Annotated in this window: 17 protein-coding genes; 15 read left to right on the top strand and 2 right to left on the bottom strand. The window is 65.4% G+C overall.

The features are described 5' to 3' along the window. Window positions 1-122: 122 nt before the first annotated feature. The 10 genes from U1E20_RS15885 to U1E20_RS15840 all read left to right on the top strand — a co-directional run bounded on the left by U1E20_RS15885 (window position 123) and on the right by U1E20_RS15840 (window position 9,448). Window positions 123-4,010, top strand: coding sequence for a glycoside hydrolase/phage tail family protein (locus U1E20_RS15885; RefSeq protein ID WP_409981601.1), 3,888 nt, complete (start codon window positions 123-125; stop codon window positions 4,008-4,010). 8 nt (window positions 4,011-4,018) lie between these two features. After that, complete coding sequence (locus U1E20_RS15880; protein ID WP_409981600.1) at window positions 4,019-5,551, top strand: DUF2793 domain-containing protein; 1,533 nt, start codon at window positions 4,019-4,021, stop codon at window positions 5,549-5,551. A 142-nt stretch (window positions 5,552-5,693) separates the two neighbouring features. After that, window positions 5,694-5,843: a hypothetical protein gene (locus U1E20_RS15875; RefSeq protein WP_409981599.1), complete on the top strand. Its 150-nt coding sequence runs from the start codon at window positions 5,694-5,696 to the stop codon at window positions 5,841-5,843. Further along, window positions 5,844-6,305: an N-acetylmuramoyl-L-alanine amidase gene (locus U1E20_RS15870; RefSeq protein ID WP_409981638.1), complete on the top strand. Its 462-nt coding sequence runs from the start codon at window positions 5,844-5,846 to the stop codon at window positions 6,303-6,305. Window positions 6,306-6,348: 43 nt separating this feature from the next. Next, on the top strand, window positions 6,349-6,525 hold the full coding sequence (locus U1E20_RS15865; protein ID WP_409981598.1) for a hypothetical protein: 177 nt from the start codon (window positions 6,349-6,351) through the stop codon (window positions 6,523-6,525). Window position 6,526: 1 nt separating this feature from the next. After that, on the top strand, window positions 6,527-6,748 hold the full coding sequence (locus tag U1E20_RS15860; RefSeq protein WP_409981597.1) for a hypothetical protein: 222 nt from the start codon (window positions 6,527-6,529) through the stop codon (window positions 6,746-6,748). Continuing rightward, a complete protein-coding gene (locus U1E20_RS15855; RefSeq protein ID WP_409981596.1) occupies window positions 6,714-6,929 on the top strand; it encodes a hypothetical protein in 216 nt (71 codons plus the stop codon). The genes U1E20_RS15860 and U1E20_RS15855 overlap by 35 nt, the downstream gene beginning before the upstream one ends. A 70-nt stretch (window positions 6,930-6,999) precedes the next feature. Beyond that, on the top strand, window positions 7,000-7,350 hold the full coding sequence (locus tag U1E20_RS15850) for a PepSY domain-containing protein (RefSeq protein ID WP_409981595.1): 351 nt from the start codon (window positions 7,000-7,002) through the stop codon (window positions 7,348-7,350). A gap of 24 nt (window positions 7,351-7,374) precedes the next feature. Further along, the gene (locus tag U1E20_RS15845; protein ID WP_409981594.1) at window positions 7,375-8,058 is read left to right on the top strand and encodes a response regulator transcription factor; all 684 of its coding nucleotides are present in this window, start codon (window positions 7,375-7,377) and stop codon (window positions 8,056-8,058) included. 4 nt (window positions 8,059-8,062) lie between these two features. Further along, window positions 8,063-9,448 carry an ATP-binding protein gene (locus U1E20_RS15840; protein WP_409981593.1) on the top strand — a complete coding sequence of 462 codons (1,386 nt, stop codon included), beginning with the start codon at window positions 8,063-8,065 and terminating at the stop codon, window positions 9,446-9,448. 51 nt (window positions 9,449-9,499) lie between these two features. On the opposite strand, the gene U1E20_RS15835 is transcribed toward U1E20_RS15840, so the two are convergent. Both U1E20_RS15835 and U1E20_RS15830 read right to left on the bottom strand, forming a co-directional pair. Then, on the bottom strand, window positions 9,500-9,895 hold the full coding sequence (locus U1E20_RS15835) for a DUF3126 family protein (protein WP_409981592.1): 396 nt from the start codon (window positions 9,893-9,895) through the stop codon (window positions 9,500-9,502). A 134-nt stretch (window positions 9,896-10,029) separates the two neighbouring features. Further along, window positions 10,030-10,578, bottom strand: a complete 549-nt coding sequence (locus U1E20_RS15830) for a hypothetical protein (protein WP_409981591.1) — start codon at window positions 10,576-10,578, stop codon at window positions 10,030-10,032. A 198-nt stretch (window positions 10,579-10,776) separates the two neighbouring features. Between U1E20_RS15830 and U1E20_RS15825 the strand changes: the two genes are divergently transcribed. The 5 genes from U1E20_RS15825 (at window position 10,777) to U1E20_RS15805 (ending at window position 14,427) form a co-directional block, all read left to right on the top strand. Beyond that, the gene (locus tag U1E20_RS15825) at window positions 10,777-11,406 is read left to right on the top strand and encodes a DNA-3-methyladenine glycosylase I (protein ID WP_409981590.1); all 630 of its coding nucleotides are present in this window, start codon (window positions 10,777-10,779) and stop codon (window positions 11,404-11,406) included. A gap of 19 nt (window positions 11,407-11,425) precedes the next feature. Beyond that, window positions 11,426-12,040, top strand: a complete 615-nt coding sequence (locus tag U1E20_RS15820; protein WP_409981589.1) for a hydrolase — start codon at window positions 11,426-11,428, stop codon at window positions 12,038-12,040. Window positions 12,041-12,061: 21 nt separating this feature from the next. Beyond that, the gene (locus U1E20_RS15815) at window positions 12,062-12,586 is read left to right on the top strand and encodes a tyrosine phosphatase family protein (protein ID WP_409981588.1); all 525 of its coding nucleotides are present in this window, start codon (window positions 12,062-12,064) and stop codon (window positions 12,584-12,586) included. Further along, the gene (locus U1E20_RS15810) at window positions 12,546-13,574 is read left to right on the top strand and encodes an NUDIX hydrolase (protein ID WP_409981587.1); all 1,029 of its coding nucleotides are present in this window, start codon (window positions 12,546-12,548) and stop codon (window positions 13,572-13,574) included. The genes U1E20_RS15815 and U1E20_RS15810 overlap by 41 nt, the downstream gene beginning before the upstream one ends. Window positions 13,575-13,659: 85 nt before the next feature. Next, the gene (locus U1E20_RS15805; RefSeq protein ID WP_409981586.1) at window positions 13,660-14,427 is read left to right on the top strand and encodes a hypothetical protein; all 768 of its coding nucleotides are present in this window, start codon (window positions 13,660-13,662) and stop codon (window positions 14,425-14,427) included. The last annotated feature ends 204 nt before the right edge of the window (window positions 14,428-14,631 follow it).

The raw sequence follows: 14,631 nt of genomic DNA, 5'->3' as shown, positions 1-14,631 counted from the left end.
CGCGCGCGACGGGCGCGATCGGGAACGCAGAACATATCCTGAGATTCATGAAGCTGCTCTGATTTCCCGATCAGGCCTCCGGCCTGTCGGGAATGACAATGCTGATTCTGTGCGAGACCCTCATGGCCACACTTGTTCTGCAGACCATCGGCTCGGTCGCCGGCGGCGCGATCGGCGGACCTGTCGGCTCCACGATCGGCCGGCTCCTCGGCGGATTCGGCGGCTCCGTCATCGACTCGGTGCTGCAACCGCACGCCTCGCCGCGCTATTCAATCGGTCCACGGCTCAAATCGATGGACGGGATTACGTCCACTGAAGGCGCCGGCGTGCCGCGCATTTATGGAAGGGCGCGCATCGGCGGCCAGATGATCTGGGCGACGCGTTTTCTCGAACGCGTCAACGTCTCCTTTGGTCAGGCGCAGCAACAGGGCAAGGGCGGCGGCGGCGGCGAGGTCCTCAACATTCAATTCACCTATTCCTATTTCGCGAATTTCGCGATCGGACTGTGCGAAGGACCGATCGTCTTCGTGCGACGAATCTGGGCCGACGGGTCCGAGCTCGACATGACAACTTTGCCGATCCGCATCTATATGGGAACCGAAGATCAAGAGCCCGATCCGCTGATCGCGGCCAAAGAAGGAGCAGAAAACGCGCCGGCCTATCGCGGACTCGCCTATATCGTTTTTGACGATCTGCCGCTCGCTGCTTTCGGCAATCGCATTCCGCAATTCACCTTCGAAGTGGTGAAGCCGGTCAACGGAATCGGCGCGCTGATAAGAGCGGTCGATCTTATTCCCGGCGCGTCGGAAGCCGGCTATCACCCTGGCCTCAAACTCAATTTCTATTCGCCTGGCGCCACCGCCGCCGAAAATCGCCATCAGCTCACCGCGGCGACCGACTGGGCCGCCTCGATCGACGCCTTGCAGGCGCTCTGCCCCAATCTCGAAAGCGTCGCGCTGGTCGTCGCCTGGTTCGGCGACGATCTTCGCGCCGAACATTGCGCGATCGCGCCGCGCATTGACTCGCTCTTCAAAACCATCGGTCAGTTCAACTTTCTGCTCGGCCCCTTCTGGCCGCCGGATTGGTCGGTCGCCGGACTGGTTCGTTCGACCGCGCGACTTGTGTCGCAAATCGACGGACGCTCCGCCTATGGCGGCACGCCGAGCGACGCGTCGGTCATCGCGGCGATCGCCGACCTCAAGGCGCGCGGTCTTGCGGTGACCTTCTATCCCTTCGTGATGATGGACGTGCCGCCGGGCAATGCGTTGCCCGATCCCTATACGGGCGCGATCGGACAGCCGGTGTTTCCCTGGCGGGGACGCATCACTTGCGATCCGGCGCCTGGACGGCCCGGTTCGCCTGACGGGAGCGCCGCGGCGGCGACGCAGCTCGACGCTTTCTTTACGCGCTATCGCGATTTTCTTCTGCATTGCGCCAATCTTTGCGTCGCCGCTGGCGGCGTCGACGCCTTCCTCATCGGCTCCGAACTGATCGGCCTGACGCGCGTGCGTTCGGGTCCGGGCGAATATCCCGCCGTCGCGGCGCTGACGGCGCTCGCCGCGGAAGCGAAAACGATCCTCGGCGCGCCAACCAAAATCTCCTATTCCGCAGACTGGACCGAATATGGCGCGCATGTTTCTGCAAGCGGCGAAGTGCGCTTTCCGCTCGATCCGCTGTGGGCGTCGAGCGCCGTGGACTTCGTCGGGATCGACGTCTATTGGCCGCTTTCCGACTGGCGCGACGGCGACGCCCATCTCGACGCACAGGAAGCGGCGAGCATTTACGAGCTCGCCTATCTCAAATCGCGCGTCGACTCGGGCGAAAGCTACGACTGGTATTACGCCGACGCCAATGCGCGCGCGGCGCAGGATCGCGCGCCGATCAGCGACGGGCTCGGTAAGCCTTGGGTCTTTCGCCAGAAGGACATTCTGTCCTGGTGGTCGCAGCCGCATTATGAGCGAGTCGGCGGCGCCGAGCTTGCCGCGCCGACCGCGTGGACGCCGCAATCAAAGCCGATCTGGATCGTCGAGACCGGATGCCCCGCGGTCGATCGCGGCGCCAATGCGCCGAATGTCTTTCCCGATCCGCGATCGAGCGAAGGCGGGCTCCCTTATTTCTCGCGCAATGGCCGCGACGATCTCATGCAGGCGCGATTCATCGAGGCGATGATCGCGCATTTCGATCCGTCTTCTCCTGGCGGCGCCGCGCGCAATCCGACGTCGAGCGTCTATGGCGGACCGATGGTCGATCCGTCGCGGCTGCATATCTGGTGCTGGGACGCCCGCCCCTTCCCCGCCTTTCCCACTCAGAGCGACGTATGGAGCGACGCCGCCAATTGGGAGACCGGCCATTGGCTGAACGGGCGCCTCGAAGGCGCGCCGCTCGATCGCCTGCTGCCGACGCTCGCCGCCGCGGGTTCCGCGCCCGAAGTCGTTGCGCAGCGTCCGAACATCGGCGGATTCGTCGACGGCTATGTGCTGGAGCGGCCGATGTCGCCGCGCGAGGCGATTGATCCGCTCGCCGCGCTCTTTGGCTTTGAAGCGGTGGCGAACGGCGGCGCATTGCGCTTCGTCGAGCGGCGAGGTCAGCCGGTGCGCGACATCGGCGACGACGATCTTGTCGGCGGAAAAGCCGCGTCGCTCGTCACGCTGACTCGCACGCAGGAAAGCGAACTGCCCCACGAGATTGCGCTCTCCTTCTCCGATTCCGAAAACGACTTCCAGACGGCGCGAGTCCTGTCGCGCAGACTCGAAGGCCGTTCGGCGCGACAAAGCGAAGCGCAGGCGGCGGTGATGACGCATCGCGCCAATGCCCAGGCGCTCGCGGAAATCTGGCTCCAGGATTTGTGGATCGGACGCGAGACCGCGGAATTTGCAGTGCGGCGGGGCCTCATCGCCTTGCAGCCCGGCGATCTTATCAGGCTCGGGGCGGCGGGCGGAAACCGGCTGTTTCAAATCCAGCGCGTCGCCGACGGCGCCGCGCGGCGGATCAGCGCCCGCGCGGCGGATGCTTCGGTCTACGACGCGGCGGCGCCGCTGCTTCGACGCGCCAATGTCGTTTCGCCGAAAATCGTCGGCCCGGCGCGGGTGGAAATTCTCGATCTCGCGCTCGCGCGCGACGAGAAGGCGCTCTCCTATGTCGCGGCCTTCGCCGATCCATGGCCAGGCCCTCTTGCAATATGGAGAAGCGCATCCAGCTTCGATGCCGGCTACGACCAGGTCGCGACAATCGAAAAACGCGCGATCATCGGCGAGACGCTCGATGTCTTGAACGCCGGTCCGCTCGGGCGTTTCGACAGGGGCAACGCCGTCACCGTGAAAATCGGCGCCGGAGAACTCTCGTCGGTCGGCGATCTCGCCGCGCTTGCGGGACGCACGGCGATGGCGATCCGCGTCGACGACGAGTGGGAGATTTTCGCTTTCGCGCAAGCCGAGCTGATCGGTGAAAGGACCTATCGCCTGTCGCGGCTCATTCGCGGACTCGGCGGCGAAGAACATCTCGCGGCGCGGGTCGCGCCGGCCGGTTCGACAATCGTGCTGCTCAATGACGCAATCGCGCCGCTGGCGCGAAAGGTCTCGGACATCGGCGCGCCGATCGCCTATCGCATCGGCCCAGTCAATCGCGATTATGCCGAGCCGATCTTCGTTCAGCCGACGGTCACGGCGACGAACAAGGCTCTACGTCCCTATCCGCCGACCAAAGCGCGGGCGCTGCGCACGCCGGCGGGAATCGTCATCGACTTCACGCGGCGTGGCCGGCTCGATTCCGACGCCTGGGAAGCGTTCGACATTCCGCTCGGCGAGCAAAGCGAATCCTACCAAGCCGACATCGCGCTGCCTGGGAGCGACAAGCGCACGCTGACCGCAGCGGCAGCGACGCTTCTTTACCCTGCCGCCGATGAACTTGCCGATTTCGGCGCGCCGCAAAGCGAACTGACGCTCTCGCTCTATCAAATGAGCGCGACGGTCGGACGCGGCTTTCCGCTGACGACGACTCTCACCGTCCAATAGGCGAAACGATGACGCAAACCACGCATCTTGCGCTGCCCTTTCTCGACGCGGCGCAAGCGCAAAAACACGTCACGCATAATGAAGCCCTGGCGCTGATCGATGCGCTGACGCAGCTCGCGGTCTCAGCCCGAAACGTGACGTCGCCGCCGACAACGCCGACGGAAGGCGATCGTTTGCTTATCGGCGCCGGCGCGACGGGCGACTTTGCCGGCAAGAGCGATCAGATCGCGACATTTCTTGCGGGCGGCTGGAGTTTTCTTTCGCCGCAGCCCGGCTGGCGCGCCTATGTCGAAGCGGAACAGCTCCTGCTGCTCCATGACGGCGCCGCATGGATCGATTGCGGCCTGTCGTTTCGCCAGCTGCAGAATCTTTCGCTGCTCGGCGTCGGCGCAACCGCCGACGTCGCCAATCCGCTGCTCGCGAAACTCAATGCGACGCTGTTTACCGCAAGAACTGTCGGCGAAGGCGGCTCCGGCGATCTGCGCTTCGCGCTCAACAAGGAAGGCGCGGCAAAAACCGTCTCCCAACTTTATGAATCGAGCTCTTCCGCTCGCGCCGAAACGGGCCTGACCGGCGACGACGATTTTCACGTCAAGGTCTCCGCCGACGGCGCAACCTGGAAGGAAGCGGTCGTCGTCGACAGGACGACTGGCGAAGTCGCCTTTCCGAGCGGCGGCCCGACGAAGGTCCGCGTCTTTGCGTCGAGCAGAACCTATACGCCGACGCCCGGCCTGCGCTTCGCCGATGTGTTGCTGTTTGGCGCGGGCGGCGGCGGCGGCGCACCCGCGCGCGGCCGCTTTGCCGCCGCCCAAATCGGCGCTTCGCAAGCGATTATGATTGGCGCGGGCGGCGCAGGCGGCGCGCCGCAGACGGTCGACTCCAGCGCCGGGGCGAATGGCGCGACGGGTGGCAACACATCCTTCGGCGCCTTGTTGATCGCCTTCGGCGGCGGGTCCGGCGCGGGCGGACAGATCGGCGGCGGCTCCAGCGGCGGCGCTGGCGGTTCGCCCGTCATGGCGGGCGCGAACGGTTCAGGCGCGACGGGCGGCGCTGGCGCGTTAGGAGTCGGCGGCGGCGGCTCGGCCGCCGCGGGCGCGGCCAATCTTTCCCTGCCCTTCGGCTCCGGCGGCGGCGGCTGTTCAGCGACCGGCGCGACAGCCGGCGCTGGCGGCCTCAATCTGCCCGGTCCTTCCGGCGGCGGCGCCGGCGGCGGCATTACCGCCGGCAATACGCCGGTCAATGGCGGCGCCGGCGGCACGGTTTATGTCGCCGGCGCCGCCAACGCAGGAAGCGCGGGAATGACGGGCGGCGTCAAGGATGGCGGCGCTGGCGGCGCATGGTCGAACGGCGTCGGTCCGCTCGAACAAGCGGGCGGCGGGGGCGGCGGCGGCGCCGCCGATCTCACCGCGCCGGGCGCGGGCGGCGCAGGCGGACTCTGTGGCGGCGGCGGCGGCGGGGGCGGCGCGTCGCGCAACGGCGCGGCGTCCGGCGCCGGCGGCGCAGGCGGCGCCGGCTACGCCATCATCTTCGAATTCTTCTGATTCAGGCGCCCCCAGGCGAACCCTGACCAAGAACTGGCGGCGCTCCCGCTCGACTCCCATCGAGCCGTGAATCGCCGGCGACGCGCGAGAGAGTTCGCGCGCCTCAACACGCCCATTCGACGAAACTGGAAGGAGTCGGCTCATGGCCTACGCCGTGAAGAATCATGTCCTGCATCTCGACGACAAGCCGGTCGCGCAAAGGCCGACGCCAAACGTCAGCGGCGTTCTCAAACCCTCGCTGCTGATCATGCATTACACCGCCTCTCAATCGGCGACGGGCGCGATCTCCTGACTGTGCAATCCGAATGCGAAAGCCTCGGCGCATCTCGTCATCCATCTCGACGGAACGGCGACTCAGCTCGCGCCCTTCAATCGCGTCGCGTGGCACGCCGGTAAAAGCGTTTGGAAACGGCGCTCGAACTGCAACTCATTTTCGATCGGCATCGAGCTCACCAATCCCGGTCCATTGACGAAGCTCGCCAATGGCAAATTCGCCGACTGCAACGGAAGAAGCGTGCCGGCGAGCCAAGTGGCGATGCTCGCGCATAAATTGGACAAGGGCGCGCAGAAGCCCTGGATGATCTATCCCGCCGTTCAAATCTCGGCCGCCGTCGATATCGCGAAAGCGATCTGCCAGACCTATGGCATCGCCGAAATCGCCGGTCATGACGACATCGCGCCGACGCGTAAGCGCGATCCCGGCCCCGCCTTCGCCATGGACCCATTCGTCTCGCGCGTGCTCGGCCGCAAGTGAAACCGCGCCGGCGGCTTTCCGGCATTACGAAAGGAAGTTCAACATGCAAGGCTATCGCACTTATATCGCGGCCGGACTTGTCGCGCTTTTCGGCGCGCTCGCCTCGACCGACTGGATCGCCGTCCTCAATGATCCGAAAGCCGGCGCCGTCGCCGTCGGATCGGCGGCGCTGATGGCGATCATGCGCAGCATTACGTCGACGCCGCCCGGAACCGCGTGACATGTCGCGGCTGACCGAACTCGGTCTCGTCGTCGTCGCCGGCCTCGTCCTCTACGGTCTGGGGCGCGCCTTGCTCGCGCGCCTCGTCGCCGGCGGCGGCGAGGAGGAAAAGGCGCGCCGCGACGAAGCGGATTTGCGCGCCGCGAAGCGGCAGGCGGAAATCATGGTCGAGCGCAGGAGCGTCGAGGATGTTTCGCAAGATCTCGATCTTGGTCGTTTTTAGCTTCGCCGTTGCGGCGTGCCGATCGACGGGCGGCGGCTGTCCGCCGCTCGTCGCCTATTCGCTCGCAGACCAGAAACTCGCGGCGAAGCAGTTGAGGGCATTGCCCAAGGGCGCGCCTCTCGCCGCGATGATCGTCGATTACAAGAAAACGCGAGACGCCTGCCGCGCTTCCGGAAGCTGAGCGCGGCGGGGGCGCGGCTATTCATTGCGCATTCATGGCTTTCGGCCGAATATGCGGCGGGGAGAGGCGTATGCCGGCCGCCGGATGTTTTGCACTACGGACGTTCGCCGTCGCCGCCCTCGCGGCGACGGCCGCCGCCGCATGTTCGGCGCGCGCCGAAGATCCGCCTCCCGCGCATATGCAATGTTTCACCATGGCGCAGGCGCGCGGCAAGATCGAAGCGCATAAGCTCGCCGATCCGTTCCGAAGCATGCGGGAGGCCGCCGTGCGGCTGCAAGGCGAGCCGCTGGGCGCGAAACTGTGCCAATTGGGCGAAGGACTTATCTATGAGATCAGCCTGCTGCGCCGCGATGGCCATATTGTCAAAATTCGCGTCGACGCTTTCAGCGGCCGGGCTCATACCGGCGCTATAGACTACTGAGCCCAGGCATGCAGGGAGGACTCGTTGCGGCTGCTCGTTGTTGAAGACGACAAGGATTTGAACCGCCAGATCGTTCGCGCGCTCGAACAATCCGGCTATGCGGTGGACCGCGCCTTCGACGGCGAGGAAGGCTGGCATCTCGGCGAGACGGAGCCCTATGACGCCGTCGTTCTCGACATCGGCCTGCCGAAGAAGGACGGCGTGACCATTCTCGAAGAATGGCGCGCCGCCGGACGCGACATGCCGGTGCTGATCCTTACCGCCCGCGACCGCTGGAGCGACAAGGTGCAGGGCTTCGACGCCGGCGCCGACGATTATGTCGCGAAGCCTTTCCACATGGAGGAAGTGCTGGCGCGGATCCGCGCGCTGCTGCGCCGCGCCACCGGCCATGCGACGAATGAGATCGTCTGCGGCGCGGTCCGACTCGACACCAAAGCCGGCCGCGTCGTCGTCGACGGCGCGCCGGTGAAGCTCACGTCGCATGAATACCGGCTGCTCGCCTATCTGATGCATCACAGCGGACGCGTCGTGTCGCGCAGCGAGATCATCGAACATCTATACGATCAGGATTTCGATCGCGACTCCAACACGATCGAAGTCTTCATCGGCCGGCTGCGCAAGAAGCTTGGCGTCGACCTGATTCAGACCGTGCGTGGCCTGGGCTATATGGCGGCCGCGCCGGCACAGGACGCCGGCGACAAGCGCTAGGCCCATGCGCGGCCTGGCGATCGGCTCTTTTCGCTCCATCGCGGCGCGGCTCTTTCTGACGGCGGCGGCGATGAGCCTCGTCGTCCTGCTCGTCGCCAGCATTCTTCTCACCGCCTATTACCGAAGCGAAGCCGAAGAAGTTTTCGAACGGCGCCTCGACGTCTATCTGCGCGCCATCGTCGCCGACGTTTCCGAATCCGGCCAGGAGGGACGCACCGGCCCCGGCCAGCTCGGCGATCCCCAATTCGAATTGCCGGGTTCCGGCTGGTATTGGCAGATCACCCGGCTCGACGACAAATCGCACGAAATAAAAGCGTCGCGCTCGCTCTTCGCCGGAACGCTGCCGAAGCTCTCGGACCTTGGCGTCGCGGCGGAAATCGGCGGGTTTCGTCGCGGCTATGCGCAGGGACCCGACGGGCGACGGTTGCGCATTGTCGAGCGCATCATCGACGTTGGCGACGTCGGCATTTATCTCGTGCAGGTCGCCGGCAGCGGCGAAGAGATGGAAGAGCAGATCGCGCGATTTCGCTTTGCCTTGACCGTCGCCTTCGCCGCGCTCGCCATCGCGCTCGCCATCGGCGCCGCGTTTCAGGTCCGTTTCGGCTTGCGTCCGCTGCGGCAGTTGCAGCGCGAACTCGCATCGATCCGCCGTGGCGAGTGGGAGCGCATCATGGGCAAATATCCGAGCGAAGTCGCGCCGCTCGCCGACGAGCTCAATCTGCTGATCAGCGCCAATCGCGACATTCTCGAACGCGCCCGCACCCAGGTCGGCAATCTCGCCCATGCGCTGAAGACGCCGCTCTCCGTCATCGTCAACGAAGCCGACTCCGCGCCGGGCCAGCTCGCGCAGAAGGTTCAGGAACAAGCGCAGATCATGCGCGACCAGATTTCCTTCTATCTCGATCGCGCCCGCGCCGCCGCGCGCGGGGGCGCGCTTGGCGCGGCGACGCCGGTCGCGCCGTCAATCGAGGCCTTGCTGCGCGCCTTCAGCAAAATCTATGGCGACAAGGGCGTGATCTTCTCCGGCGGCGCCAATCCGCAATTGCGCTTTCTTGGCGAACGCCAGGACCTTGAAGAAATGATCGGCAATCTGCTCGACAACGCCGGCAAATGGGCAAAGAGCAGCGTAACGATCGAGGTTTCCGTCGACGGCGGCGAAGCGGCGCGGCCGGCGCTGCGCTTCACGATCGACGACGACGGGCCAGGACTTGCGCCGCATCTTCGCGCGGCGGCGACGCAGCGCGGCCGGCGGCTCGACGAGACCAAGCCCGGATCGGGTCTTGGCCTGTCGATCGTCGTCGATCTCGCCGCCGCCTATGGCGGCTCGCTGCGCCTCGACGACAGTCCGGCCGCCGGTTTGCGCGCAGAGCTTCGACTGCCGGGATTTTGACGCGAGCGATGCAAGCAGACGGCGATCGAGAGCCGGCGACCTTCGCCGCGCTCACTCGTCCTCGAGATCGAAATCGAGAATCGCGATTTGCAGCGTGAAGCTCGAAAGCTTCGGGTCGTCGGCCGAAATGACGCCGAGAAATTCGCCATCGGCGTTGAGCTCGACGGAATCGGTCTTGCGCCCGCGCGCCGCGATCGACAGGCGGTCATTCTCGAACAGCTTGCGCAAATAGGATTGCAGCGCCTCGCGTCCGACCGGGATTTTCATCTCGAAGGCGAAGGAGCGATCTCCATCCTCGTCGTCGACCGAGATCGAAGCGATTTTGCGTTCGCCGAGATGCGCCGCCGCATCGTCGGGATTTTTTGGATCCGCGACGACGCGAATGCCGTCATTGCCGAGCGAGCGGCGCAGGAAAGACTGCAATTTTCGCAATTCGGCCTTGTCCAAACGCGCGCCCTCGTTTGTCGGTAGGTTTCGTTCCTCTGCCAAGAGCCTTTGCCATGCGACTCGCCGCCGAGCAAGTGCGCACGAAAAACCCGACAGCAAAAGCCGTCGGGTTTTTTAGCTCGCCTGACCGGGCGTTATTCGCCTGCGGCTTTAAGCCGCTTATTGCACTCGCTCCAATATTTCGGCCAGGTGATTTTTGAACCGGCCTTTTTGAACTCGGCCTTTTTCGTCTTCCATTCGGCGGCGCATTTCTTCTGGCGCTCCTGCGTTGCGGTTTTCGAGTCCGGCGCCGGCTTGGCCGCCTCCGTCGCGGGCGGCGCCTGGGGCGGCTTCGCCTCGGTCACCGGCGGCGGCTCGGCGGGCTTGGCGGCGGGCGGCGGCGCTTCAGCGGCGGCGGGCGGCGGCGTTTCGGGCTTGGCTTCGGCGGGCTTGGGTTCGGCGGGCTTGGGTTCGGCGGGCTGCTCCTCGGCGGGCTTCGCCTGCTCGGCCAACCGCGCGCGACAGGCTTTCAAAAAATCCTGCCAGCTCTGTCCGGCAAGTTCATTGGCGGCCTTGGCGGCCTGATATTGCGAGCCGCATTCCTTCAATACGTTGGCCTGCGCATAGGCCGCCTCCGAACCGGCGACCACGCCGACGGCTAGGGCGAAAAGGCCGGCCGCGGCGTGAGAAACAGCGATCCCCATATAAATCTCCATCGATGGACGGCGCGAACCGAGCCGCAGTGATTGCGAGGGCGCACAAAGCAGGACGCGCGCCATCTGCCTCCGCCGCCGCGACGATAGTCCCAACTTGGTTGTGAACGCAATCCGAACGCGCGATAAAGCCGCGGCGCGGCGTTCTCCGCCGCCCTCGCACGGATCAAGTTTCGAAAGGATGGCCTCTTGGCGCGAGTCAGGGAACAGCCGGCAGGCTGGCGCGACCTGACGGTCCTGTCCGGCATCGATGGCGTGACGCGTTGTCCCTGGCCGGGCGCCGATCCGCTCTATCTCGACTATCACGACAATGAATGGGGGCGGCCCGAGCGCGACAGCCGGGCGCTCTTCGAAAAGCTGATCCTCGACGGATTTCAGGCCGGGCTGTCGTGGATCACGATTCTACGCAAGCGCGAGGCTTTTCGCGCCGCCTTCGCCGGCTTCGATCCCGACAAGGTGGCGCGTTTCGATCAGGCCCGAATCGGGGCGCTGATGAGCAATGATGCAATCGTGCGCAATCGCGCAAAAATCGAAGGCGCCGTGCTGTCGGCGCAGGCGTGGCTCGAGATCGAGGCGACGATCGGCTTCTCGAATTATCTATGGGCGTTCGCCGACGGGAAGCCGATCGTCAATCATTGGTCGCGGATGAGCGACGTGCCGACGCAAACGCCTCTGTCCGAACGGCTTTCCAAGGACCTCAAGGCGCGCGGCTTCAAATTCTGCGGCCCGACGATCGTCTACGCCTTCATGCAGGCGGTCGGCATGGTCGACGACCATTTGGTCGGGTGTCATCGGCATGTGGGGGGCGACGCTGGCTGACGCAACGCGCTCCCCCTCAATGAAGGGCCGGCGCGTGGCGCGCGGCGAAGCCCCCCGCGCCTGGCAGCGCATGTTGTCCGGGCGCCGGCTCGATCTCCTCGACCCGTCGCCGCTCGATGTTGAGATCGGAGATATTGCGCATGGGCTGGCGCGCGTCGCGCGCTGGAACGGCCAGACCGTCGGGCCGCATATTTTCTCCGTCGCGCAACACAGCCTGCTCGTCGAAAGGATCGCGAGCGCGCTCGATCCCACGCTCGCCCGAACCGAGCGGCTCTACATGCTGCTCCATGACGCACCGGAATATGTGATCGGCGACATGATCTCGCCGTTCAAGGCGGTGATCGGCGACGCCTACAAGGCGGTGGAGGACCGCATCCTCGGCGCAATTCTCTTGCGTTTCTCTCTGCCGCCTTCTCCTTCGCCGGCGCTGCGGCTGCTCTGCAAGAAAGCCGACCGCGCCGCCGCTTTTTTCGAGGCGGTGACGCTCGCGGGCTTTACACGGCGCGAAGCCGAGCGCATCTTCGGCCGCCCGGCGATCCCGCCGCAGCCCTTCATGGACGAACTCGCCCCGGCGCCCATCGCGGAGACGGAGGCGCGTTTTCTCGCTCGATTCCGGGCGGTCGACGAAAGTTGAAGACGAACGCCGAGGAGCGACATGTCGGATGGGCGCCTTTACGTCTGTTCGCTGACCAAGGTGGTCGACACCGTGCGCGACAGCGGCGCGCGCTCGCTGGTCACCATTCTCACGGCCGGGGCGTCGCTTGTTCGACCTTGCGAAATCGCGCCAGAGCGCCATTTGCGGATCGCAGTCTCTGATATCGACGCGCCGCGGGAGGGCCACATCCTCCCCGGCGAAGAACATATCGATCGGCTGTTGGCTTTTCTTGAAGAATGGGACCGCTCCGCGCCGCTTGTCATTCATTGTTACGCCGGGGTGAGCCGCTCGCCCGCAGCGGCCTTCGTCGCGGCCTGCGCCTTGACGCCACGCCGCAGCGAAATGGACATCGCGCGCCAACTGCGCCGCGTCTCGCCGACCGCGACCCCGAACCGGCGGCTGGTCGCGATCGCCGACGAAAGGCTCGGCCGAGGCGGGCGAATGTCGGCCGCGATCGCCGCGATCGGACGAGGGGCCGACTGCTATGAGGGAGCGCCTTTCGCCCTCGAATTCGCCGACGCGTAGCCAGCCCGCGCCTGAGTTTGCGCCAGTTTCGCCGCCCGTCGAAATCGGTCTGACCGCCGCGATCGTCGCCATCCGCGTCGACGAGCCGCTGATTTTGACGACGCGCGCCGACGGGCCGGCCGGCGTCGCCGCCCTGCCCTCCGGACCGTTCGATCCGATCCGGCATCGCACCTTCGAAATCGGACTGCGCGAATGGGTCGCCGAACAAACCGGCGCGCCGCTCGGCTATGTCGAGCAACTCTATACGTTCGGCGATCGCGGACGACACGCCCGGGCCGGCGACCGTGACCCGCATGTGGTGTCGGTGGGCTATCTGGCGCTGACCCGCATCGGCCAGGACGCCGATCGGCGTGGCGGCCTCTGGCGCAGCTGGCATGATTTCTTCCCTTGGGAAGACTGGCGAAAAGGCGCCCCGGCGATCATTGAGGAAACGATCGCGCCCGGGCTCGAGAACTGGGTCTCTGAATCGCCGGACGGAGCCTCCTCCTCCGGCCTTTCCCGCAGAATGCGGGTCAATCTTCTGTTCGGCGCCAGGGGCCGGGCGTTCAATGAAGAGAATGTTCTGGAGCGCTACGAACTTCTCTACGAGGCCGGCCTGCTCGAAGAGGCGCTGCGCGACGGCCGCGAAGCGGCGAAAAAAAGAGGGCCGCTGGCGCCGCTCGGGACGCCGATGCGCCACGACCATCGCCGCATTCTCGCCACAGCCATGGGCAGATTGCGCGCGAAGATGAAATATCGGCCGGTGATTTTCGAGTTGATGGCGCCGGAATTCACGCTGACCGAGCTACAGCGGACAGTAGAAGCGATCGCCGGACGGCACCTCCATAAGCAAAACTTCCGCCGTTTGGTCGAAACAACCGCCATTGTCGAACCCACTGGCGAGATGTCTTTAAAAACGGGCGGACGCCCGGCTGCTCTATTTCATTTTCGCCGCAATGTTCTGCAAGAACGGCCAGCGCCAGGGCTTCGCGTCGGCATCAGGGGCTGAATTTTGTCCCTTAAGGCGTTGTTCACCGCGAAATGGTGAACCTCTGCTGAAGCGTAAGCCCCCATGCATAGAGTAGAGGTGCGTCTTGGGCTATTTGTCGCCGCCGCCAATGCCGGCGCCGGTCGTCGTCTACAAGGACGTCGGCGGTCTCGTCAGCGATTATGAGGCGATCACCGAACGCTATCGCAGCGAGAACCGCGAGGTCAGGCTGCATGAATGCCGCTCGGCCTGCACGCTGGCGCTCAGCCTGCCGAATGTCTGCGTCTATCCGGACGCCAAGGTCAAATTTCACCAGGCCTACAACGCCATCAACCGAGAGACCGACCTCGGCGTCTCGTCTCGGCTGTTTGCCTCCTACCCCGCCGCCGTTCAGGCCCGCCTCGGCTATCTGACCAGGGAATATCGGGTGTTGACCGGGACCGAGCTGATCGCGCTCGGCATGCGCAATTGCGAAGGCGGCCCAACGATGATCGCCGCCCGCAAACAGCGCACGCCGACAACCCGCGTCGCCAGCGCGCTCTCCGATGGCCAATCCGCCGCGAGCCTCGCCTCGTTCGGCGACATCGCGCACAAGGTCCAGTCCGCCGTCGCCACCGCGCTTTCGGGCGCAGGCGATCAGACCGCGTCGATTCGCGTCGCCGTCGCCGACCGCCAGCCGGTCTCCGGCGTCCCGGGCGAGCTGGAGCAGACGAGCCAACTTCCCGACTCGCCGCCGCTGCCGCCTCGCCGGCCGACGCTGCAGGAATTCGCGGCGCTGGAGCCGGCGCGATTGTCGCCCGCCTATCTGCAGCTGATCAGCGGCGCGCAGCCGATCCTCGGACAGCAGTTCGTGCGCACGGTGGCGTCGAATTGAGCCCGGCGAAGCTTGAGCAATTTTTCGCCACGATGTTCCCCTAGCGTCGGAATTGGTGGGGAATCAGGGCGGTAACGACCGTCAACGGGGCGACGCATTCTAACTGCGTATTCTGTTATGATTTTTCGCCACCCTCGCGCCGTCCGGCGCGGCGAGCTCCCTTTGGCCGGACGGTTCAAAGGATAGTCGGTTTTCCGGGGCGAC

The sequence above is a fragment of the Methylocystis sp. genome (assembly GCF_046349115.1).
Taxonomy (GTDB): domain Bacteria; phylum Pseudomonadota; class Alphaproteobacteria; order Rhizobiales; family Beijerinckiaceae; genus Methylocystis.
Note: the sequence above shows the minus strand (reverse complement) of the source record. Positions and strands in the feature narration are given on the sequence as shown.

What these genes read in the sequence shown, in the direction of transcription:
- U1E20_RS15855 (WP_409981596.1), top strand. Translation starts at nt 6,714, where the DNA reads ATGTTTCGCAAGATCTCGATCTTGGTCGTTTTTAGCTTCGCCGTTGCG.
- U1E20_RS15820 (WP_409981589.1), top strand. Translation starts at nt 11,426, where the DNA reads ATGAAGGGCCGGCGCGTGGCGCGCGGCGAAGCCCCCCGCGCCTGGCAG.
- U1E20_RS15880 (WP_409981600.1), top strand. Translation starts at nt 4,019, where the DNA reads ATGACGCAAACCACGCATCTTGCGCTGCCCTTTCTCGACGCGGCGCAA.
- U1E20_RS15875 (WP_409981599.1), top strand. Translation starts at nt 5,694, where the DNA reads ATGGCCTACGCCGTGAAGAATCATGTCCTGCATCTCGACGACAAGCCG.
- U1E20_RS15840 (WP_409981593.1), top strand. Translation starts at nt 8,063, where the DNA reads ATGCGCGGCCTGGCGATCGGCTCTTTTCGCTCCATCGCGGCGCGGCTC.
- U1E20_RS15815 (WP_409981588.1), top strand. Translation starts at nt 12,062, where the DNA reads ATGTCGGATGGGCGCCTTTACGTCTGTTCGCTGACCAAGGTGGTCGAC.
- U1E20_RS15865 (WP_409981598.1), top strand. Translation starts at nt 6,349, where the DNA reads ATGCAAGGCTATCGCACTTATATCGCGGCCGGACTTGTCGCGCTTTTC.
- U1E20_RS15885 (WP_409981601.1), top strand. Translation starts at nt 123, where the DNA reads ATGGCCACACTTGTTCTGCAGACCATCGGCTCGGTCGCCGGCGGCGCG.
- U1E20_RS15850 (WP_409981595.1), top strand. Translation starts at nt 7,000, where the DNA reads ATGCCGGCCGCCGGATGTTTTGCACTACGGACGTTCGCCGTCGCCGCC.
- U1E20_RS15860 (WP_409981597.1), top strand. Translation starts at nt 6,527, where the DNA reads ATGTCGCGGCTGACCGAACTCGGTCTCGTCGTCGTCGCCGGCCTCGTC.
- U1E20_RS15830 (WP_409981591.1), bottom strand. Translation starts at nt 10,578, where the DNA reads ATGGGGATCGCTGTTTCTCACGCCGCGGCCGGCCTTTTCGCCCTAGCC.
- U1E20_RS15810 (WP_409981587.1), top strand. Translation starts at nt 12,546, where the DNA reads ATGAGGGAGCGCCTTTCGCCCTCGAATTCGCCGACGCGTAGCCAGCCC.